The following is a 20,470-nucleotide window of genomic DNA, read 5'->3' on the forward strand; positions in this document are numbered from 1 at the left end:
GTTTCATCTAGAAAATAATCTTCTGTTAGACCATCGCATAGTTGCTTAATCTGTAATTCCGCCTTATGCGTTTCGACAAAACAATTTTTAGGTCTAGGTTTAATCCCCATTCTTCTCAGCCCCTTAGAATGAATAAAATGATTCCAACAGTCCTTTAAAATATATGATAGGAAAGCGAATTCAGATTGGACTATTTTCCCAGAAGATTTACCCATATTATTGAGAGCTAAGGTAAACAGCATAATCAAGAGGTCTTACTATTGAATCATCCTTCATCCTGGATAAATCGAAAGGGAAGGGAAGGGGGTTAACCTCAAAGATCCAGATGTGCTCATTGTTATCTATTCCTAAATCGATTCCTAGATCTGCCATATGAACTCCGGATTGATCCAAGACATTACAAATCTTGTATCCTACATCTACAATAGCTTTCGCCCATTCCTCGTTTATTTTTTTAAGATCCAACAATTTACTTAAAGAGTAGTAGAGATGACTATCATTTGTTGACACACGATATAATAAAGCAGAAATGTCCCATTGCCCAAAACTATTTTTATTCATATTTAATCGGATGTCTGTTACTTTGTTCTGATAAAGCACAGTCTCGATACTTTGTTGTAGGATGAAGGGTTGCATGGATAAAATAGGTGAGGCCCAATTAACGAATTCCTCATATCCACCAAATTCTCTATATGTCATTTTCCCTCTACGACCATAGCTCACTTGGATATGAGATGGCCGCGACCGTCTCAGCCGATAAATCCCCTTACTGCTATGACTTTTGATAGGGTCGATAGATTTTAAGAAAACATCCTCTTGGCTGTTCAATATCTCCTGCAGATCCATCAGATCTTTCAATTTCCATGTTTTAGGGATATGATCAACAAGTGAGGTATCCTTTGCTAACATTTCTACACATTGGTACTTATCAAATATGAAGCTATTAAAAACTTTTGGACCTATAAGATCCTCGATCTTCTTTACGGTATCTGGGTCGACAAAGCATTGGAGATAAACCACATGAGGAAAAGGAAACTTCCCTTTTAATTTGGTGATATTGTCTCCTTTCTTTTGATAAAGATGACCTATAACATGATGTTGCTGAAAGTCAAGACCCTCAATGTAGAAACTAACTACATTAATATCTTCAGAATAGCATTCCAGTCTTCTTTTTATTAGTTTACGGAACGCTTTTTTATTCTTAGATATGCAGATTCCTATTAAAGGAGTATTGGGGCTAAGTAGTTCCATAGGTCCAGTCCCCTTATTTAATTGAATGTAGTCTACACTATTGTAATTTATGAGAGTAAAGAAGTGGCGGTGACACTATCTAGAGTCGCTTAGACTATGCAGTTTAGCACCAACCCCGTTGTTTACTCCCCCCTAACCTGATACTTCTTCAGCTTATAATTCAAGTTCTGGCGAGAAATTCCTAGCTGTTCACTGGCTTTCGTGACATTCCTTCGGGCTTCTTCTAAAGCTCTCTCAATTATTAGGCGCTCCAGGTTTTCTAGTTGTTCAGGCAAGGTTTGTTTTGACCCTGGGTCTTCCATTCGTGGAATCGCGCAGGTGGCTGAAGCATTTTTGCTTTGAAACTGGGCGGGAGATGATCATAGCCAATGGTCCGCTCGTCATAGACGAGGTTTAGGCAGCCTTCAATGACATGCTCTAATTGTTGGACATTGCCTGGCCACGCATAGTCGAGTAAAAATTGAAACACATCATTCTCCAATCCATCCACGGTGACATCCAAGGAGGCAGCATGTTTGGTGAATTATCTGAATGATCTAACCTCTCGGCATTGGCATGAGTCTTGCAAATATGACTGACAAAGACAAAAGGAGGTAAAAGATGTCAAATCTCAGCAAAGTGTCCTTAGCTCACTGTCAGGCCATTGATGTTCATGCCCATCCCTTTACACCAGAGGAATTCGTGCGGAAGCTTTCAATTTCCGTGATCCCCCAAGATATCGCTTCAACCTATATTTCAACACCCAATCAACCGTTTCCAGGAAGTAATATGTGGGTTCAAATTTTGATTCAGCGGTTAGCGCGCTATTTTGACATTAAACCACAGATTGAAGAAGTGGTCGCTCAGCGTAATGCTCGAGCTGGCGACTATGCGAAATATACCCGCGAGCTATTCAAAGATGTCAAGCTCACAGGTATTGTCGCGGATTTTGGCTATCCAACCCCCATGCTCAGTAAAAAAGAGTACGGCGAGCTCTGTGGGGCCCGACTTTGGGAGGTATACCGAATCGAACCGGTGATGGTGCGATTGCGTCAAACTTGCGCTTCCTACGGTGAATTCCAAGAACAGTACCGAGCCGACGTGGCGCAAGCCCTGAAAAGAGAAGGAGTGCTTGGCTTAAAGTCGATTATTGCCTATCGTAGCGAGCTGGAGATTGGTCCGATGAACGAAGCGGCTGCCGCCGAGCAATACGCGGAATTCCAGCTTCATGAACGTGCAAAAGCAAAGGAGCTGCGGGACTTCTGCCTACACATCGCCTTAGAAGAGTGTACAAAAGCGGGAAAGGTGATGCATATTCACACGGGGATTGGGGATGGGGACGTAATTTTACCGAAAGCCAGTCCGAGCTTTCTCTTAGATCTGTTGCGCGATCCCCAATACCGAGAAACCAAGGTTCATCTGGTACACGGGGGCTATCCGTGGGTAGAAGAAGCGGCTTTTATCGTGAGCATTCTACCGAATGTCTATATGGACATCTCCCTTCAAAATCCGTTTAGCGGACACGGGGTAGAGCGAATTCTTTCTCAAGTATTCGAATTTGCTCCTTTCGATAAGGTGATGTATGGATCGGATGCCTTTACGTTGCCGGAGATGAATTGGCTAGGGGTGCATCTATTTAAGGAATGTTTTGAACGGGTCTTAACCTCCTGGATCGACCGAGAGTATATGGATGCCGCGATGGCTCAAGCGATCGGAGAAATGGTGCTCTATCGAAACTTTGAAAATGTTTATCAAAAACAATTGAAGGAGGCCTGTGTATAAGTCAAGCGACAGCACTGGAGTTAGCACCGGAAAAGAAACTAGGGTACTGGCATATTTGGGCTCTTGGGGTAGGGGCCGTGATTGGGGACGGCATCTTCCTTCTCATGGGGGAAGGAATTGCATTAGCAGGGCCTGGTGCGATCGCGTCCTACTTGATCGCGGGTCTTTCTCAGCTGTTCCTGATGATTGCCTTGAGTGAACTGGCGGTCGGGATGCCGAATTCCGGAGCGATGTCGTTGTGGGTAGAACGTTTTATGGGAAAATGGTGGGGCTTTTTGGCCGGCTTCACATTTGCCATTGGCTGGGTCATCGCAGGGGGAAGCGTCGGGTTAGCCTTAGGTCAAATTACGATGTGGTTTTTTCCTCAGCTTGAAGGCTCATTTTGGTCCATCTTTTTTGCAATCTTCTTTATTTCTATCTTTGCCTTATTAAACATCCTAGGAACCCAAGTGGCGGCTAGAACGCAGTTGGGTCTTGTGCTCATCATGACAGGGGTGATGGCTTTATTTTCCCTGATTGGGTTAAAGGACATCAACATGGAGCATTTTACTCCTTTCTTACCCAATGGCATCGATGGATTTTGGGCGGCGGTCCCTCTTGGTACTTATGCCTATCTCGGGGCTGTCACCTTGGCTACCGCAGGGGGAGAGTGCCGTAATCCTAGGGATCTGCCCAAAGCGCTGATCTGGTCAAGCATCACCTTTATCGGATTGTATACCTTTGCGCAAATCGTGCTGCAAGGCCTCATTCCATGGGATCAAATCTCGATGAATCAATCTCCGTTTACCACAGCCGCCGAGCAGGTTTTTGGATTTGCTGGAGCCTTCATTATGAATATGACCGCTTGGATTGCGGCCGCGACTTGTATCTTAATGGGAACCCTGTTTTCCGCTTCCCGCATCTTTTATGCTCAAGCTCGCAGCGGGTACCTACCTGCCTTCTTTGCTTATATTCATCCGAAGACAGGGACTCCTGTCTATGGCATTGCCGCCGTATGGGCGGCCTCAGTCGTGCTTGTCCTTCTGGGAGCGGTGAATCCGGACCTGTTGTACGTTGAACTTTCGACCCAGTTGGTTCTTGCTTGGATGGTGTCTTGGACCCTTGCCCTGATCGCCGCTATTCTTTACCGCAAAAATAGCATGCAGGAAGTCAAGCAATTGTCTTGGAAGCAGCCTCTTTATCCTTTGTTCCCGATTCTTGGGTTGATCGGGATTGGCATTGTCTGTTATGGAACCTTTGTCGGTTCCCCGATGACCCTTGTACGCGGCGCCATCTGGATGGGGATTCTCTACGTACTGTTTAAGATCTTCCATAAAGATCAGTCGCCGGATCAATCCAAACCTCAAGCGATGTAAGGAGAATTATCGTGATTACCATAAAAGATATTGAACTCAGCTCCAATCTGGAGGAGCAGCTCCTTTGGATTCGCCATCAGCTTCACCAGCACCCGGAGTTATCGTTTTAAGAATTTCAAACATCCAAGCGAATCGCCGCTTGCTTAGACGAATGGGGCATCCCCTATCGAAGGGTTGGAGAGACAGGGATTGTCGTGGATCTAGTGGGGGAAAAGGGAGAAGGACCGCATATCGGCCTACGGGCCGATATCGATGCACTGCCCATTCAAGAGCAGTCCGGCTTGCCTTATGCCTCCCGCTATCCCGGCGTTATGCACGCCTGCGGACATGATGGACACACCGCTATACTGCTAGGCGCTACATATATGCTCAACCAGTTGAAAGATCGGTTTGGCGGGCGGGTGCGCAGCTTGTTCCAGCCTGGGGAAGAAGCGGATGGAGCAGCTTGGCAGATGATCAACCAGGGGATGCTTGAGCAACCTCCCGTCGACCACATGCTGGCCCTTCATCTTTGGCCGCACCTTACTTGAACTGCTAGGGTCTAGCGGAGTCCGTGTGCTGAAGGAGCCTTCCATGGGTGCCGATGATTTTGGCGCATTTGCCGAGCGGATTCCGAGTACGTATTTTCGCTTAGGAATTGGAAAAGAAGGAATCCCACCGGTGGACCTGCACCATCCGGAGTTTCACGATTATCCCCATTGGAGTCAAGCTTTTTACGTGGACTGCACTGGAATTACTAGCCAATAGATAGGAGTGAATGAGATGATAACGAAAGATGATGTCTTAGCCTTAGTAGAAAAAGAGAAGGTAGAATTTATTCGTATCGAGTTTTTGGATTACGCTGGCGTGACCCGGGGGCGAACCGTTCGTCCGAAGCAGCTCAAGGACGCGATGGAAAAGGGCATTAATTTCAGCACGGCCATCATGAGCTTTGATATGTTTGATGAATACATTCCAAACCCAACCTTTGACCAAACGATGGGGATTTCTTTGCTGTACCGGATCCAGCCACCTTTGCCATTCTACCTTATCGAAAAAATAAGGCTCGAATGCTTTGTGACTTAGTGGACGTCAACGGGGATCCATGGCCAAGGTGTCCAAGAAATGTCTTGAAGCGGTTGCTAGAAGAGGTAGAAACCCTGCTGGGCGGGACCATGTTTATGGCCTTTGAACAAGAAGCCTATCTATTAAAAGAAGTAGATGGAGAGCTAGAGCCAGCGGATCAAAGCCATTGCTTCTCCTCAGATGGAGCGGATATCCAGGAAGATTTTATCCAGGAGTTTGTCTATTCCTTAGAGGCCATGGGAGTGGAAACCGAACAGATCTCCAGTGAATTCGGACCGGGTCAACTCGAAATCAACCTGAAATATGCCCCGGCCCTCAAGGCTGCAGATGACCAAGTCACCTTTGCCCATCTGTTCAAGCAAATTGCCCGAGATAAAGGGATGGTGGGCACGCTGATGCCTAAACCCTTCAGCCATCTAGCCGGAAGCGGACTTCATGTGCATATCAGCTTGTATGATCCAGCAGGAGAAAACCTGTTTGAAGATCCCACGGATCCGCGCGGGTTGGATATGTCGGATAAAGCCTATCAGTTCATTGGTGGACTGCTTAAGCACGGTCCTTCGTTAATCGCCATCGGAGCTCCTAGCATTAATTCATATAAGCGAATGCAGCCAGGCTCCTGGGCGCCCGCGCACGTATGCTATGGGGCTGGCAATCGCTCCGTACTGGTGCGCATCCCGGAAAAAAGAAGAGCCCGTCGCTTTGAGTACCGAGGAGCGGATGGAACCTGCAATCCTTACTTACTAGCCGCTTGCATGGTGGCTGCGGGTCTACACGGTATACAAAACCGAATGAATCCTGGTGAGCCTGCGGATATCGACGTCAGCAAGCTCAGTGATTCGCAGCTGAAGGAACGTGGAATCACATGGGTGCCTCGCCACTTGAATCAAGCGATCGATTCCTTAGCGGAAGATACCGTGCTGCCCGAAACGATTGGACGTTCCATTTGGGAGGAGAATATTAAGATTAAACGTACAGAATGGGATAAATACTCTCGTTACGTGAGCAACTGGGAGCGAAAGGTGTTTGCCAATCGATTCTAAGACCCGAAGGGAACAAAAACCACCAGACCTGGGTTGTCTGGTGATTTTGTGTTTGGTCGATTACATCGAATGATAAGGACCTCGAATTGTAAGGACGGTTCAGGTATGAATAATCCACTTTTTAGCAACTCTTTGCTTGGTTATTTCGTCTATAATGATACATATTGTTTTCATCAATGCATCTAGGGAGGTGTTATTTTGTATAATGAACTTCCTGTTATTTATCAGGAATGGGATGAACAAACCGGACAATCACTGGAACCGATCGCGAAAGTATTGGTTAGCCAGGAGATTCTATTTTTGAGGAAACTAGTGAATGCAACTATGATTCGGAATCAAATTTGGGAGCATACTTCTCATGAAACAGATGGGGAGAAGTCTTTTATTTATGTTAAACCCTTTGACCCGAATGTCGTGACTCACGGTGAAAAGATAAAGCAGACTGCTTTTTCTAGGTACGATCTGGCGAATCGGTATGAAGCGGAATACTGGGGTTTCACAGGAATAGATTTTCAATTGTTGAAGATTGGCACCTATGAGCAAGCTTTGGATGCTGCACAAGTTTTACTAGATCATTATGTACATGTACATAAAGTTCATTATGAGGTTGACTATGTGATCTTAGATCCCAACCGCAAAAAAATTCTACTATTTTTGCAGCAAACCTCATTTAGTGATTAGAAGGAGGCGGCAAAAATAGCGGCGGCTTTTTTTCTGGAGGATAATGAAAGGAGTTATGTATGAATAGGTTGAAGATTGAGGAATGGTATCAGAAGGAATGTGAGAAATCGGGAAATAAAAATACATCCCAAACTCCTTTTCACCAGAAGCTTATGGCCTTCTCTCTTATTATGACAGTTCCTGTCGGACTAAGCGGTTGTTCCTCTAGCCCTGAACCGATTAATGTGTCAACTCAGCAGCCGATTCCGATTCCACCCTCGAATTCATCTGATCCATCGGGACCTTTGACGGCGTATGATGAATGTGTTTGGGAGAATGAGGAGTTCGGATGGGAGTTAGACTGTGGTGACAGTGAAATGGAGTGGTACAAAAGCAAGGGGTATACTAACAAGCATTCGTATGTTCCCTCTACATCGGCTTTCTATCAAAAAATGAGAGGAGGTTCCAAGCCGGTTGTAACTACTGGGAAATCGAGTTCCAGTTCGTCTGATTCCCGTACACTTTCAACTCCTTCCGGAGGTAGTGTAGGTGGTGTCGGCAGCGGAGGGACGAAGAGTGGTGGATTCACAACTGGAGGGTAAGGGATGAGAAAAGTATATTCACTTCCGGTCAATCATGATGGATTATTCTCAGAAGAACTTGGCGAGAGGATTCCTTATCACCGCATGTATGGAAAAGAGTACTGTGTTCCAGCAGTGACTGCTTTTTCTGAAAAAGAAATGCTCCTTTTAAAAGAGGCCTCGGAAAAAATAGATCGTATTTATCGTAAGGTGTTGAGATTTGTACAGCGATTTCTACCGGATCCGGTATTAGTAAACCAATTGGGCATCCACCCAGCACTGATCCCAGCTGCACGTCTAGAAGTGCCCTTTCACGGGGTTTCCAGACAGGATTGGATTATGCAGCCGGATGGTATCAAAATGATTGAAAATAATACCGATACGCCAACAGGGATCCCGGAAACGGCCTATCTTGCGGGGGCTATGGTAAAACGGTTTACCAAGATGCAAAATCCTTCAGAGGGGATGGATCGGCAGATTCGGGAATCCTTTTCGTCCCTTATTCAGTTTTATCGACAATGCGGTTTTTCAGGAGAGATTGCTTTTTCCTGTTATGATTGGCATGAAGAAGATTTGTGCAATACAACATACCTGATGGAGCAGGTGCAGAAAGAAGGATTTCCGGCATTCTTTGTCCCTTTGGAGAAGCTGGAAGTGAAGCCGAATGTGGGGCTGTTTTATGAAGGAAAGAGAATTGACATTTGGTATCGGCTTTATCCACTTGAGTATTTAGTCTATGACACCGATGACGATGGATGCGAAACAGGACTGGCCATATTAGAGCTGATTTCACAAAAAAAGCTGGCCATTATTAATCCAGTTCAAAGTATTATTACACAATCTAAAGGGTTCATGGCCCTGATTTGGTCGTTGTATGAGAAAAATGATCACCTTCAGACCTTATGGAATTTGAATGCTCCTATTTTTACGAAGGAAGAGTGTGAGGCGATCTCTCGTCATCTTTTGCCTACGTATTTCGAGGATACATTTTTTCGTCAAGATAGGATACCTTGGGTATCTAAATCGTTATTTGGCAGAGAAGGAAAAGGAACGGTTCTTTTCGATAAAGAAGGCTTGGAACATGAAGTCAAATGGGAGCACCAGGTTGATGATGAAGAAGATCAAGCAACTAGAGAGTATTACAGCAATCAACCTCGAATTTATCAACAGCGAATCAGTCAAGAACGAATAACCATTCCAACCGAAACCGGTTCGTTTGATGGTTATCTGCTCGTCGGTTCGTTTGTCATGGGCGGAGTCTTCGCTGGCATCCTTCCCAGGGTAGGGGGAGTAGTGACAGGTAATCTAGCTTATTTTATTCCTGCGGGAATGGAGAAAGAGGGGTTCACAAAATGAATGGAATGATAGATTTATTGAACGTAGGGATTGGAGTTATTCTTACATTACTGATTTTGCACATTGGTACATTTGTTTTTAGCAAGCTAACTAAGTTTGATGATTTGAAAGAAATTCAAAACGGAAATGAAGCAGCAGGGATATACTTAGGGAGTAAACTGATCGGGTTATCGATCATCATGGCTATGGTATCTTATAGTAGTCACTCTTGGATGGCCATGATCATATGGTCTGTTGTTGGAATGCTAACCCTTTCCTTGGTATATCTCCTCTTTGACTTTTTAACGCCCAAATTTAAGGTCTGTGATGAAATTGCGAAAGGGAATAAGGCCGTTGCACAATTATTGCGGGCCGTTATTATTGGAACATCCATCGTATTAGGAACCATTTTAATGTAGATTATAGCCGCCCTATCCAACAAAACCGTTGAGAGAGGGCTTTTTTCATTTTTGTATATGATCATTTGTTGAGAGAATCCTATCTATAAGCGATCAATCCATTTAAGCGAGGTAAATTCATGAATTTTGAGGACTATCATTTAAGCGATGAAATTCGAAGAGCGCTGGATTTGTTAAAATACGAAACCCCCACAGAGGTTCAGCGTCAAGTCCTACCTGTAGCCATGCAAAGCCAAGATCTTGTCGTAAAGTCTCAAACTGGCAGTGGAAAAACGGCAGCTTTTGGTATACCTGTCTGCGAAAAAATACAGTGGGAGGAAAAACACCCACAGGCTTTAATCCTAACTCCCACTCGAGAACTTGCTGTGCAAGTCCGTGACGATCTTACGAATATTGGCAGGTTTAAGCGGATTAAGGCGATGGCCGTATATGGGAAAGAGCCTTTTTCCAAACAAAGAGAGGAACTGCAACAAAAAAACCATATCATCGTGGGTACTCCTGGGCGTGTCATGGACCATATCGAGAGAGGGACCCTAGTATTAGATGAAATAAAATATCTGATTATTGATGAAGCCGATGAAATGCTAAATATGGGCTTTATCGATCAGGTAGAAAAGATTATTCAACAACTCCCTTCGCAAAGAGTAACGATGGTATTTTCAGCTACTCTGCCTAAAGATGTAGAGAAACTCTGTCATCAATACATGAAAAAGCCGATTCATATTGAGATTGCGGCTACGGGAATCACGACGGAAACTATAGAACATGGTTTAATCGAAGTGAATGAAGCGGATAAGCTTTCCCTGCTTAAAGATGTTACGGTCATTGAAAATCCTGATAGCTGTATAATTTTCTGTCGAACCAAAGAACATGTTGATACGGTATACAACGAATTGAATAGGTCCAATTATACTGTTGAGAGACTCCATGGAGGAATGGAGCAAGAAGATCGATTTGCCGTGATGGAGGGCTTTAAAATAGGGAATTTCCGTTATCTTGTAGCCACGGATGTTGCTGCGCGGGGAATTGATATTGATAATGTGACTCTTGTTATTAATTATGATGTTCCCATGGAGAAGGAGAGCTATGTTCACCGAACAGGAAGAACGGGCCGTGCCGGAAAGAAAGGAAAAGCCATTACGCTTGCCATACCTACGGAAGGGAAATATCTTAGATCCATTGAGAACTACATAGGGTTTAAGATTCCTAAAATCGAAACGCCTAGACACCAGGATGTGGCCAGGGCTAAGGCTGCATTCGAAGAAAAAATCAGCGGTCGCAGAATCGTAAAAAATAATAAAACGGCCCGGATCAACCAAGGGATCATGAAACTCTACTTTAGCGGGGGAAAAAAGAAGAAGCTTCGACCTGTAGATTTTGTGGGAACGATTGCGAAAATCCCTGGGGTAACCGTGGAGGATATAGGAATTATAACGGTTCAGGATCAGTTATCCTATGTTGATATTCTGAATGGAAAAGGCTCTTTAGTTTTACAAACGATGCAAAATACCCCGATCAAAGGGAAAAAATTAAAAGTGAGCCTGGCTAATAAATAATGTTGTCGTGTTGAATCGACCCTAAGTCTGACCTACGATTCCCTATTCGTTGGAAAATCGCCAAACAGGGGATCCATTTCTCTAAAAAAAGGATCCCCTGTCCGATATTTCTATAGAACGCTTGCCTTTTATACGATTAATCTTATAGCCCCAATAGAAGTAAGAACAAGGATGATATGCTGGAAGTGTTTCTGAGGAATCATGGGTAAAATTTTAATTCCGACAATGGCTCCTATCACAATAGTAGGCAGAAACCAAAGATTAAAAGCAATGGTGTCTATAGTGATGAGCCCTAGATGCACGCTGAATGGAACCTTTATCAGGTTAACAAGTAGAAAAAACCATGCACCTGTTCCGACAAATTCGTTTTTAGGTAGTCCTTTAGCCAATAGATAGATAGCCATCACACTGCCAGCAGCATTCCCTACCATGGTAGCGAAGCCTGCCAAAATCCCCATGCTAGAACTGAACCAAATGGATTCAGGAAGACTCGAGCTTGTTTTTTCATCAAGAAACCCCTTGCCCACATGGATCAGAAGCAATGAGAGAATTAAGATACCTAACAGGGTTTTTAATTGGGGGCTATCGATGCTCGCAAGAACAAAATAGCCTATTACAATCCCCCCCAATACCCAAGGGGCTAAAGACAAAATATATTTCCATACAACATTGCGCCGGTAATAGGTTACAGCAATTAGATCACCGGCGATAAGCATGGGCAGGATGAGTCCAGAAGCTTCTCTCGCAGGAATAATTTGTGTGATCAATACGATGCTAAACATTCCTAAAGCAGAAATTCCTGTTTTCGAAAAGCCGATTAGCAGGCTGGCGAGAAGACCCATTGATATTTCTAAAACGCCGAACTCGGGCATAATTTCACTCCTGTCTGGGAGAAACCAGAAAATAATATTGAATAGTTTAAAAAGTTATGTAATTTATTATAACTTCAGTTAGGCAAACTGGCAATCCGTTCCGCCTATTGAATTAGATCAACTCTGGGCTACTTTAAGTAAAAAGAGTGTAAGGAACACTAAGTTCCCTACACTCTACATACGGCAAAGTATTTGCCAGTTGCCCGAAATGGACGTAACTTTAAAGGTTATAAGTAGTATTTAAAATGGCTTAAGAGACATTAAAAGAATTAGAATAAAGACAGAAGCACGAGCAATGTTATCTAATTTAGCGATTTGCATGGCGACGGGCATAAATTCATCTGGTAATGTATCACTCTCTTGTTTTTCTAACATGATATATAAGTTTTCTGCTCTTTTAGGAATCATATAGGCCACAATGGGTTGAACCGCGATGTACAAAACTAAAGCAGTAATATACCATCCTTCGGTAAATAAGCTTGGATTTAACACCCCCAGAAGCAGACCCGTGATCAGGAGAGCAATACTTCCGATTTTCGCGTATTTTTCAACGTCTTTTGCGGTTTCCAATGCTTGTTTAGCCTTGCTGACGGTTGTTCCCCTCTTCATGATAGATGGGTTAGCAAATACTGCACCTAGACCACAGATTGCAGCCATAATGTGAATAAACACAACAACCCCATATAACGTCATTATCAAACCTCCCTCAAAATGATTAAATTGTAGTGTGAAAATCGAACTAGAATAGAAAGCGTTAGTTCTTCACTCCTAGAAAATGATATTACCGAAAGATTACATTAAGAATCGCTTTTTTTGTCGAACTGAAGTATCAGGGCTGAAAGCATCGAAAATTGTTTGAATTCCTGTTTTTTGTAAAACTAGCAAAGGAGCAACAGCAGAGTCGGGAGTATCCGAAGAGGGAAGAGGAAGAAGGAGGTGCTCTCTAAGCGGATTGCAGTTAGGATTCGTTCAAACAACAAAAAAGGGTATCCTAAACCTCTGACATATTAGAGGAGTTTGGGATACCCTTTTCGCTAACAGTTAAGTCTACATTTGCCTTATTTCGGGTTCTTCCGCAAGATCCAAGTCATGCCAAGCGTCTTCCAGCATCATTTCAATGTCCAAGGATGAGCACTGGGCTTGTACAATGGGGGAAGTAAGACTTAGATAATCCATTAGGTCTGTCATGCTGTTAATCAGCACAAAATCCGTACGGTGGTGGTTGAATGTCTGAAGGGCTAGATATTTATGGGGAATATCTGTATTTTTACCCTCGTCTTCCTTTTCAAAGATGACAATCTCAAACCCTGCATCAATATGTCCGAGCTGCATCATGTATCCATCCTCTTCATTCCCGAACCCGTTCATATACAATTCTTCTGCCCAATTCCCCTGCTCGCTTAACTTCCAATTCAGTTCCAGGTCGGCATACATACCTCCCTGTCTATATTCATAAAAGGCTGTTTTTTCATTAGTACGTTTGTGCATAATAATGATCCTCCTGGTTCCCAACCGGCTAAGTAGAATGTATTAACGTTCCAAAACTGTTGTTATTATCCCTTTTGTTTTTAAAGATATACCTTAATTCTTAAGGGTGAGTGGTCTCATCCCAATGTACCATCTAATGAATGGAGCATGGCTGCGAGAACTTTGCCTAGGAGCAGGGGCGGATGATGTAGGATTTGTCTCCTTGGATCGTCCGGAAATGCAGGATCAGCGAGCAGAAATCACCTCTCTTTTCCCCCATGCCAAAACCTTGATTAGTTTTGAATCGGGAGCCAATCAATAGAAGAACGTCTCATCCTATGAGATAATATAGGAACAGTTGAAGAAATGAGGTTTCATTTTACCCTATCATTTTAAAGGAGGTCATGAGTATGGACGTCAGATATCCGGTGGGTCTATTTCAGCACGAGGGAGACATCACAGCAAGTCAAATTGAAGGATGGATCAGAGAAATCGAGGCTGCTCCTTCCCATTTAAGAAAAGCGGTGGAAGGTTTGAATGATCAGCAGTTAGACACCCCTTACCGTTCCAGCGGATGGACGGTTCGCCAAGTTGTCCATCACCTTGCGGATAGTCACATGAATAGCTATATTCGATTTAAGCTTGCCCTTACAGAACAACACCCCACGATTAAGCCCTATCGCGAAGAGAAATGGGCTGAGTTGCCCGATTCCAACATGCCAACCGAAGTCTCCTTGACCTTGCTGGAAGCACTGCACGAGAGATGGGTTCATCTTTTATCTCATCTGAGCCCTGATGAGCTCAAAAGGACATTTAATCACCCAGACTCCGGCGAGATTCAATTAGCCTGGAACATAGGCTTGTACGCATGGCATGGAAGACATCATATTGCGCATATTACCACGCTTCGTGAACGAATGGGGTGGTAGAATCACAAAGGATTTCTCTCTTTAATGGAAGAGCATGACCGCTGGGACTACCCATGCGGCATGCTTTTCTTTGTATATATGCAAAATTTCTAGCACAATCGGTGCAAAAAAGAACGAAATCTTGCGGTAAAAGGACCGGTATGCCCTAAGAAATGTATTGGCATGGTTTGTGCTTATAGAATAGATAGGTCCATCATCATATTTAACGTCTATTTAACGACGTGATCTTTGCGGACCTTGACTAGAACTTGTAAAAAATGAGGTTGGGGGAACAGAAATGAAAAAAGAAATGTCCTTTAAGGTCGCCATCATACCATTACTCGCGATGATTGTGGTTATGACGTTTGCGGTGGTTGTGCTGGATCAGGGGCCGCATATTCCGTTAATTTTCGGAACATCGGTTGCGGCGATTGTAGCCTGGCGTATGGGATTTAAATGGCATGAAATTGAAGAAATGATGTATCAGGGGATTCGTCTGGCTTTACCAGCCGTTGTCATTATCATTCTTGTAGGACTAACAATTGGCGCATGGATAGGGGGCGGAATTGTTGCCACGATGATTTATTACGGTTTGAAACTGATTTCACCTTCCGTCTTTCTCGTATCGATTACTTTTATCTGTGCCATTGTTTCCTTAGCGATCGGAAGCTCTTGGTCAACCATGGGCACCATTGGTGTCGCTGGTATGGGAATCGGCCTGAGTATGGGAATTCCAGCACCCATGGTTGCTGGTGCCATTATTTCAGGTGCTTATTTCGGGGATAAAATGTCACCGCTTTCGGACACAACCAATCTGGCATCCGGTTTAACCAACACAGATTTATTTGTTCATATTCGCCATATGCTTTATACCACGATCCCAGGTCTAGTTATTGCACTTATTGCTTATGGCGTGATGGGGATGAAGTTCGGGAATCAAGGAATGGATGCAGCAAGTATCCAGAACACCTTAATTATTCTTCAGGAGAGTTTTGTAATATCGCCATTTTTATTACTTATTCCTGTTTTTGTTATCATTTTAGTAGCGAAAAAAGTACCGGCCATTCCAGCTCTGATTATCGGTATTACGCTTGGCTTTTTAGCGCACCTTGTTGTGCAAGGCGGTTCTCTTTCCTCAGCCGTTAGCGCATTGCAAAGTGGATTTACAATGAATACAGGGAATGAAACCGTTGACAGCCTATTTAATCGTGGGGGGATAGACTCCATGATGTACACGGTTTCCATGACGATTGTGGCCATGACTTTTGGGGGCATCCTGGAAAAATCGGGCATGCTAAATGCCATTGTGAAACAAATTCTAAAAGTTGTAAAGACGGCAAAAGGTCTTATTGTATCTACGATTGTTTCGTGCTTTGCTACCAATGCTTCTTGCTCTGAACAGTATATTTCAGTGGTGATTCCATCTAGAATGTACGCTAGTGCCTATCGAGAAAAAGGGCTTCATTCTAAGAACCTGTCGCGTGCTCTAGAGGATGGCGGAACGCTGACTTCCGTCTTTATTCCTTGGAATACTTGCGGAGTCTTCATCTTAGGAACACTGGGAGTCCATGCTTTTGAGTATGCCCCCTATGCGGTTTTAAATTTTGTTGTCCCTATCATCTCTATTCTGTACGGGCTAACGGGAATCACCATTTCGAGACTAGATGATGAGGAGTACCTTCAAGTCAAAGAGAAAAATCAAGAAAGATCACAAGTCGTATAACAAATAAAAAGGAAAGGAAGATTAGAGTGAAAATTACAGCCATTCACCTTTATGCGATTCATTTGCCGCTAGAACATCCATTTGTTGTTAGTTATCATACATATACACATATGCCTTCCATTATCGTCAAGATGGAAACGGATGAAGGCCTTGTCGGCTTTGGCGAAGGCGTAGCGGATGAACATGTCACAGGCGAATCCTGGGAAGGGGTTTATCAGATTATCAAAAACACTCTTGCCCCATTGATCCTGGGAAAAAATCCGATGGAAATAGAAAAAATTCATGATCTCATGAATCAAGTGATCTACGGAGCTCCAACAGCTAAGGCGGCTCTAGATATAGCCTGCTTTGATATTATAGGAAAGAAACTTCAAGTGCCGGTTTACCAGCTGATTGGCGGACGTTATCATGATGAATTTCCGATTACCCATGTATTAAGCATTGCCGAGCCGGAAGTCATGGCAAATGAAGCCAAGTTGATGCTAGAGCAGGGATACCGTTCTTTTAAAATGAAAGTGGGCACGAAGGTACAAGAGGATGTGGAACGGATCAAAGCTGTTCGCTCTCAGGTCGGGGACGATATTGCGATTCGGGTGGATGTCAATCAAGGCTGGAAGAACAGCGCGGCTACGCTGGTGGCCTTAAAACAATTGGAGAATTATCAGATCGACTGGGTCGAACAGCCGGTGGCAGCGGATGATATCGATGGCATGGTGGAAGTAAAGTCCAAGACCACGATTCCCGTCATGATCGACGAAGGATTAAAAGGAATGCGCGACATGCGTGAGATTATTCAAAAAAGAGCAGCGGATAAAGTCAATATCAAACTAATGAAATGCGGTGGGATATACCCAGCTGTGAAATTGGCCCATCTTGCGGAAATGGCGGGAATGGAGTGCCAGGTGGGGTCGATGGTGGAGTCCTCGGTAGGCTCAGCCGCGGGCTTTCATGTAGCCTTCTCCAAGAAAGGTATAACGAGCGTCGAGCTAACAGGTCCATTAAAGTTCTCAAGGGATATCGGCAACCTGGAATATGATGTCCCCTTTATCCGCTTAACGGGAAGACCTGGACTTGGAGTCGAAGTGAACGAGGAAACCCTTAGGGAGTTAACCGTATTTAAAGATGTGGTTCGATAGGAGGATATATGGATGGAATTGATATTTCAAGGAACCTTGCGAAAAGAGGATAAGCTGCTTCCTTTTTATGTCCGAAGGCTATCGGTTGATGATTTGCATGAGATCTTCGTTGTTCAGGAACAAGTGGTTGATCGAGCTGACAAAGAAAAGCTTCAGCCCCTTTCAAAGGAAGAAATTCAATCCATTTTACAAGGACAGGGCCTAATAATTGGAGCTTTTACGGAAGAGAAGCTGGTTGCCTTTCGGGCCTTGTTGGTTCCGGAGGTGGATGATGAAATGCACCTAGGCCTTGATATCAGCTTGTCTGAAGCAGAACTTTCCAAGGTGATTTATCAGGAGATTTCCATTGTCCTGCCGGCCTACCGCGGAAACCAACTGCAAAAAACAATGGCGAAGCTGATTATGCACGAATTAGAGAAGGATCCCCTTTCGTATCGATATGTTTGTTGTACGGTTGCGCCGTTTAATCTTCCAAGCTTAAAGGACAAGTTTGCTCAAGGGATGGAGATCGCAGCGTTAAAAGAAAAATACAGCGGAAATTTGCGCTACATTTTCGTAAAAGACCTTTTGCAACCGCAAAGGCCATCTTGGAAGGAGACGACACGCCTCCAAATGGGGGACACCGAAGCCCAACAAGAGAAACTGAAGGAAGGTTGGCGCGGCTTTGAATTAGAAGAAATCGATGGGGTCATGTGGGTCTACTATGGTCGATGATAGGTTTGGCTACAAGTTGTCTAATTCTCCTTCCCTTGTTATAGTAGTATCATAATAGAACGTGGTATAAACCCAGCACGACTTGTGCTGGGTTTATACCATTATAGATTGATTAAGAAGGAAAGGTGAAAGAGTGTTTACATTATCATCCTGGACAACCACATTGGCTTCGATCCAGTGGCTTTTTTTTATTTTTACCAATACCATCGTTGTTCCTCTCTCTATTGGGTCAGCCTTCGGCGTTCCTCCTGATGAGATGGCGGGATTGATCCGAAACTCCCTGATCTTTACAGGGTTTGCCTGTATGCTGCAAGGAATTTGGGGGCATCGATTCCCATTAATGGAAGGTCATTCAGGAGTCATGTGGGGGTTAGTATTAAATTTATCCTTATCCGCTTCTTCCTTAGGAATGAGCTTATCGACAATCGGTGGAGGAATGGCGACGGGTATGTTGCTTGCTGGAGTGACGATCGTCCTATTAGGGTCGCTGAATCTTCTATCGTTTGTTAGAAAGATTTTTTCGCCGATGGTCATGAGCGTTTATTTATTTTTATTAACCATTCAATTGATCATTATCTTTTTCAATGGCATGCTGGAAATATCTGCAGATGGATCCTTGAACGTACCGATAACCCTATTTTCATTTGGAATTGCGATCTTAGTGAGTTTACTCAAGATAAAGGGGAATCCTATCATCGGGAACTTTTCTATTTTGATTGGCATGGTTGTGGGGTGGATTTTGTATTTGATTCTTTTTCCATCCACTACCCCTTCCCTAGGAGGGAATCCATCCTTCTTCGATTTTCCGATTTATCCCTTAGGTTCTCCAAACTTAAACGTAGGGATCATTATCATTACCTTTTTGGCTTGTTTTGTAAATATGAGTAATACCATTGCTTCTATTCAAGCAGCTTCCAGCTTACTCAAAGAGAAAATGACGGAAAGACAACTAAATAGATCGTATGTACTCACGGGCGTGTATTCAATGGGGGCGTCTTTTCTAGGCTTAGTTTCTTATGCTCCCTATGCATCATCGATCGGTTTTTTAGAAAGCACTCGAATCTTTGACCGAAAACCCTTCTTAATAGGGGGAGGGTTGATGGCCGTTTTAGGCTTAGTTCCTATTCTCGGTAACTTGATGGCAACTTTGCCTATGTCAGTCGGGAATGCCATTTTGTTTGTTGCCTATTTACAGTTATTTGGGACATCGATTAAAAGTTTGAATGGGTATGAATTTAACTCCATTACCATTCACCGTTTAGCACTTCCTGTCTTACTTGGAATTAGTATTATGAATGTGGACGCAGGTCTTTTTAGTAACTTCCCTATTCTCCTGCAGCCCCTGGTAACAAATGGATTTATGATGGGCGTTTTGTTATCGATTTTTCTTGAAATAGTAATTGACTGGGATCGAGAAAAAGAAGGAAAGCAAGATGTAGCGTAATTTCAACAAAACCAATTGGTTAAAAACACGAACATCAGCTTGTTTTTTTGTTTTTATAACGAAATATTCTGTTCACTATCATGTTATAGTTAAGTTGAGATCTCAAACCAAGGGGATCTCTTTTTATATTAGGGAGGTATGCAAAATGAAAGTAGAATTCAGGTTTATTAAGAGTGAACAACATGTACGGGGGTGTATATATAATGAACCATAGTTATAATCATCCTTTGAGAAGAAGTTTGATCCAACAACTAGTGTTTATTGATGAAAATCGACTCGGGCTCATTGATATGTATTTGGCGGCTACTCCGGGTAAGGAGAAGGATTACCATTTTTTTGGTCGATATATTTTAGAAGTGGAAAAATTTTTAAGAGACTTTGATTATAGCTTTTCTCCAAAGTTAGATACCGTTTTTATTGGAAGTGAAGTTACTTTACTTTATATTGAGGAAAATCAATTGGTTCAGTATACGATTTGTTTTCCTGAGCAAGTCAATCCTGATAGCCAACACATTTCTTTATTTTCACCGATTGGTAGACAGATCATTTTAAAAGGAATCAACGAATCAATTCTCCTTACCACACCGGATGGCGAAGCTAATGTAATGATCAAAGATATTCAATTCAAGCTATACAGTTAAACATGACGTGGCTGGTTTATTGGATAATGAAAGAATGGCCGTACGGGGTTGGTAGGTAAGAAAGCAGGCTGTGTCCGATTTGGGACCAGCCTTTTTTGTGGATAAGAATTTATAAGATTGAGGAGTACAGGGACTCCTAACGTGAGGTGGGAAGTGGGGGAGTGGGATTAGGCGTACAATTCCGGTTAATTTGAGAAGAGGGTCAACGGACCGGGGGAATAATCGTAGAATTCCGGTTAATTTCCATATCGGGTCCTCAAAAAGGCTCAGGCAAGTGAATAGTCGTAAAAATACGGTTAATCGTAAGGGAATTGGCTAGGGAAAGATGATTAATCGTAAAAGTACGGTTATTCTTCTCGCCAGCCCACCCCGACCCCATCCCCACTAGAGTCCTGGTGGCGTCTTTCATTTGGTTCAAATTGAAGTGTCTTAAGAGCTGGTGCCAGAAAAATGGCTGCAAGAGACTTACCAATTGCCGCATTTCTTGCTCTTGTGGGTCTCAAAATCGGTGAAAACCCACTATTTGCTAGCCTTATCGC

25 protein-coding genes are annotated in these 20,470 nt (G+C 43.5%); 18 read left to right on the forward strand and 7 right to left on the reverse strand.

Annotated features, from left to right (window positions below):
• Positions 1-216 precede the first annotated feature (216 nt).
• From EIZ58_RS12955 to EIZ58_RS12965, 3 genes are all read right to left on the reverse strand, one after another.
• A complete protein-coding gene (locus EIZ58_RS12955; protein ID WP_134701222.1) occupies positions 217-1,251 on the reverse strand; it encodes a YheC/YheD family protein in 1,035 nt (344 codons plus the stop codon).
• A gap of 122 nt (positions 1,252-1,373) precedes the next feature.
• Positions 1,374-1,553, reverse strand: a complete 180-nt coding sequence (locus EIZ58_RS35140; RefSeq protein WP_134701223.1) for a helix-turn-helix domain-containing protein — start codon at positions 1,551-1,553, stop codon at positions 1,374-1,376.
• Entirely contained in the window at positions 1,511-1,753 is a 243-nt protein-coding gene (locus EIZ58_RS12965; RefSeq protein WP_167577668.1) for an AAA-type ATPase lid domain-containing protein, read from the reverse strand. Before EIZ58_RS12965 ends, EIZ58_RS35140 begins: the two co-directional genes overlap by 43 nt.
• A gap of 98 nt (positions 1,754-1,851) precedes the next feature.
• Here EIZ58_RS12965 and EIZ58_RS12970 point away from each other — a divergent pair, with 98 nt between their 5' ends.
• The 11 genes from EIZ58_RS12970 (at position 1,852) to EIZ58_RS13010 (ending at position 11,026) form a co-directional block, all read left to right on the forward strand.
• The gene (locus tag EIZ58_RS12970; RefSeq protein ID WP_134701225.1) at positions 1,852-3,012 is read left to right on the forward strand and encodes an amidohydrolase family protein; all 1,161 of its coding nucleotides are present in this window, start codon (positions 1,852-1,854) and stop codon (positions 3,010-3,012) included.
• Positions 3,013-3,026: 14 nt separating this feature from the next.
• Complete coding sequence (locus tag EIZ58_RS12975) at positions 3,027-4,367, forward strand: APC family permease (protein WP_255438301.1); 1,341 nt, start codon at positions 3,027-3,029, stop codon at positions 4,365-4,367.
• Between the two features lie 158 nt (positions 4,368-4,525).
• Positions 4,526-4,897 carry a M20/M25/M40 family metallo-hydrolase gene (locus tag EIZ58_RS34425; RefSeq protein WP_305034065.1) on the forward strand — a complete coding sequence of 124 codons (372 nt, stop codon included), beginning with the start codon at positions 4,526-4,528 and terminating at the stop codon, positions 4,895-4,897.
• 43 nt (positions 4,898-4,940) lie between these two features.
• The gene (locus EIZ58_RS34430; protein WP_240689075.1) at positions 4,941-5,114 is read left to right on the forward strand and encodes a hypothetical protein; all 174 of its coding nucleotides are present in this window, start codon (positions 4,941-4,943) and stop codon (positions 5,112-5,114) included.
• A gap of 15 nt (positions 5,115-5,129) precedes the next feature.
• Positions 5,130-5,432, forward strand: a complete 303-nt coding sequence (locus tag EIZ58_RS34435; protein ID WP_240689076.1) for a hypothetical protein — start codon at positions 5,130-5,132, stop codon at positions 5,430-5,432.
• Between the two features lie 44 nt (positions 5,433-5,476).
• Positions 5,477-6,475, forward strand: a complete 999-nt coding sequence (locus tag EIZ58_RS12985) for a glutamine synthetase family protein (protein WP_240689077.1) — start codon at positions 5,477-5,479, stop codon at positions 6,473-6,475.
• A 198-nt stretch (positions 6,476-6,673) separates the two neighbouring features.
• Positions 6,674-7,156, forward strand: coding sequence for a hypothetical protein (locus EIZ58_RS12990; protein ID WP_134701227.1), 483 nt, complete (start codon positions 6,674-6,676; stop codon positions 7,154-7,156).
• A 59-nt stretch (positions 7,157-7,215) separates the two neighbouring features.
• Positions 7,216-7,737: a hypothetical protein gene (locus EIZ58_RS12995; RefSeq protein ID WP_134701228.1), complete on the forward strand. Its 522-nt coding sequence runs from the start codon at positions 7,216-7,218 to the stop codon at positions 7,735-7,737.
• 3 nt (positions 7,738-7,740) lie between these two features.
• Positions 7,741-9,072, forward strand: coding sequence for a glutathionylspermidine synthase family protein (locus EIZ58_RS13000; protein WP_134701229.1), 1,332 nt, complete (start codon positions 7,741-7,743; stop codon positions 9,070-9,072).
• Positions 9,069-9,470 carry a DUF350 domain-containing protein gene (locus EIZ58_RS13005; protein ID WP_134701230.1) on the forward strand — a complete coding sequence of 134 codons (402 nt, stop codon included), beginning with the start codon at positions 9,069-9,071 and terminating at the stop codon, positions 9,468-9,470. Before EIZ58_RS13000 ends, EIZ58_RS13005 begins: the two co-directional genes overlap by 4 nt.
• A gap of 119 nt (positions 9,471-9,589) precedes the next feature.
• Positions 9,590-11,026: a DEAD/DEAH box helicase gene (locus EIZ58_RS13010; RefSeq protein ID WP_134701231.1), complete on the forward strand. Its 1,437-nt coding sequence runs from the start codon at positions 9,590-9,592 to the stop codon at positions 11,024-11,026.
• A 128-nt stretch (positions 11,027-11,154) separates the two neighbouring features.
• Here the strand turns inward: EIZ58_RS13010 and EIZ58_RS13015 are convergent, their stop codons facing one another.
• The 3 genes from EIZ58_RS13015 to EIZ58_RS13025 all read right to left on the reverse strand — a co-directional run bounded on the left by EIZ58_RS13015 (position 11,155) and on the right by EIZ58_RS13025 (position 13,386).
• A complete protein-coding gene (locus EIZ58_RS13015; protein WP_134701232.1) occupies positions 11,155-11,898 on the reverse strand; it encodes a sulfite exporter TauE/SafE family protein in 744 nt (247 codons plus the stop codon).
• Between the two features lie 240 nt (positions 11,899-12,138).
• Positions 12,139-12,591 carry a DUF2269 family protein gene (locus EIZ58_RS13020; RefSeq protein ID WP_134701233.1) on the reverse strand — a complete coding sequence of 151 codons (453 nt, stop codon included), beginning with the start codon at positions 12,589-12,591 and terminating at the stop codon, positions 12,139-12,141.
• A gap of 354 nt (positions 12,592-12,945) precedes the next feature.
• A complete protein-coding gene (locus EIZ58_RS13025; RefSeq protein WP_134701234.1) occupies positions 12,946-13,386 on the reverse strand; it encodes a hypothetical protein in 441 nt (146 codons plus the stop codon).
• A gap of 124 nt (positions 13,387-13,510) precedes the next feature.
• On the opposite strand from EIZ58_RS13025, the gene EIZ58_RS33320 reads away from it, so the two are divergent.
• The 7 genes from EIZ58_RS33320 (at position 13,511) to EIZ58_RS13055 (ending at position 19,931) form a co-directional block, all read left to right on the forward strand.
• Positions 13,511-13,687 carry a hypothetical protein gene (locus tag EIZ58_RS33320; protein ID WP_167577669.1) on the forward strand — a complete coding sequence of 59 codons (177 nt, stop codon included), beginning with the start codon at positions 13,511-13,513 and terminating at the stop codon, positions 13,685-13,687.
• Between the two features lie 88 nt (positions 13,688-13,775).
• The gene (locus EIZ58_RS13030) at positions 13,776-14,294 is read left to right on the forward strand and encodes a YfiT family bacillithiol transferase (RefSeq protein WP_134701235.1); all 519 of its coding nucleotides are present in this window, start codon (positions 13,776-13,778) and stop codon (positions 14,292-14,294) included.
• A 277-nt stretch (positions 14,295-14,571) separates the two neighbouring features.
• Positions 14,572-15,996 carry a Na+/H+ antiporter NhaC gene (gene nhaC, locus EIZ58_RS13035; RefSeq protein ID WP_134701236.1) on the forward strand — a complete coding sequence of 475 codons (1,425 nt, stop codon included), beginning with the start codon at positions 14,572-14,574 and terminating at the stop codon, positions 15,994-15,996.
• Positions 15,997-16,022: 26 nt separating this feature from the next.
• A complete protein-coding gene (locus EIZ58_RS13040; protein WP_134701237.1) occupies positions 16,023-17,132 on the forward strand; it encodes a mandelate racemase/muconate lactonizing enzyme family protein in 1,110 nt (369 codons plus the stop codon).
• Between the two features lie 12 nt (positions 17,133-17,144).
• The gene (locus EIZ58_RS13045) at positions 17,145-17,846 is read left to right on the forward strand and encodes a GNAT family N-acetyltransferase (protein ID WP_134701238.1); all 702 of its coding nucleotides are present in this window, start codon (positions 17,145-17,147) and stop codon (positions 17,844-17,846) included.
• Between the two features lie 133 nt (positions 17,847-17,979).
• Complete coding sequence (locus tag EIZ58_RS13050; RefSeq protein WP_134701239.1) at positions 17,980-19,290, forward strand: uracil/xanthine transporter; 1,311 nt, start codon at positions 17,980-17,982, stop codon at positions 19,288-19,290.
• A gap of 227 nt (positions 19,291-19,517) precedes the next feature.
• Positions 19,518-19,931, forward strand: a complete 414-nt coding sequence (locus EIZ58_RS13055) for a GreA/GreB family elongation factor (RefSeq protein ID WP_167577670.1) — start codon at positions 19,518-19,520, stop codon at positions 19,929-19,931.
• A gap of 347 nt (positions 19,932-20,278) precedes the next feature.
• On the opposite strand, the gene EIZ58_RS33325 is transcribed toward EIZ58_RS13055, so the two are convergent.
• A complete protein-coding gene (locus EIZ58_RS33325; protein WP_167577671.1) occupies positions 20,279-20,434 on the reverse strand; it encodes a hypothetical protein in 156 nt (51 codons plus the stop codon).
• Positions 20,435-20,470 lie beyond the last annotated feature (36 nt).

It is taken from the genome of Ammoniphilus sp. YIM 78166 (assembly GCF_004522215.1).
Classification (GTDB): Bacteria; Bacillota; Bacilli; order Aneurinibacillales; family RAOX-1; genus YIM-78166.

Bases quoted from the DNA above. Each gene is read 5' to 3' on its own strand.
- EIZ58_RS12955 (WP_134701222.1), bottom strand. From the start codon at position 1,251: ATGGAACTACTTAGCCCCAATACTCCTTTAATAGGAATCTGCATATCT.
- EIZ58_RS35140 (WP_134701223.1), bottom strand. From the start codon at position 1,553: ATGGAAGACCCAGGGTCAAAACAAACCTTGCCTGAACAACTAGAAAAC.
- EIZ58_RS12970 (WP_134701225.1), top strand. From the start codon at position 1,852: ATGTCAAATCTCAGCAAAGTGTCCTTAGCTCACTGTCAGGCCATTGAT.
- EIZ58_RS34430 (WP_240689075.1), top strand. From the start codon at position 4,941: ATGGGTGCCGATGATTTTGGCGCATTTGCCGAGCGGATTCCGAGTACG.
- EIZ58_RS34435 (WP_240689076.1), top strand. From the start codon at position 5,130: ATGATAACGAAAGATGATGTCTTAGCCTTAGTAGAAAAAGAGAAGGTA.
- EIZ58_RS12995 (WP_134701228.1), top strand. From the start codon at position 7,216: ATGAATAGGTTGAAGATTGAGGAATGGTATCAGAAGGAATGTGAGAAA.
- EIZ58_RS13000 (WP_134701229.1), top strand. From the start codon at position 7,741: ATGAGAAAAGTATATTCACTTCCGGTCAATCATGATGGATTATTCTCA.
- EIZ58_RS13005 (WP_134701230.1), top strand. From the start codon at position 9,069: ATGAATGGAATGATAGATTTATTGAACGTAGGGATTGGAGTTATTCTT.
- EIZ58_RS13010 (WP_134701231.1), top strand. From the start codon at position 9,590: ATGAATTTTGAGGACTATCATTTAAGCGATGAAATTCGAAGAGCGCTG.
- EIZ58_RS13015 (WP_134701232.1), bottom strand. From the start codon at position 11,898: ATGCCCGAGTTCGGCGTTTTAGAAATATCAATGGGTCTTCTCGCCAGC.
- EIZ58_RS13020 (WP_134701233.1), bottom strand. From the start codon at position 12,591: ATGACGTTATATGGGGTTGTTGTGTTTATTCACATTATGGCTGCAATC.
- EIZ58_RS13025 (WP_134701234.1), bottom strand. From the start codon at position 13,386: ATGCACAAACGTACTAATGAAAAAACAGCCTTTTATGAATATAGACAG.
- EIZ58_RS33320 (WP_167577669.1), top strand. From the start codon at position 13,511: ATGTACCATCTAATGAATGGAGCATGGCTGCGAGAACTTTGCCTAGGA.
- EIZ58_RS13030 (WP_134701235.1), top strand. From the start codon at position 13,776: ATGGACGTCAGATATCCGGTGGGTCTATTTCAGCACGAGGGAGACATC.
- nhaC (WP_134701236.1), top strand. From the start codon at position 14,572: ATGAAAAAAGAAATGTCCTTTAAGGTCGCCATCATACCATTACTCGCG.
- EIZ58_RS13045 (WP_134701238.1), top strand. From the start codon at position 17,145: ATGGAATTGATATTTCAAGGAACCTTGCGAAAAGAGGATAAGCTGCTT.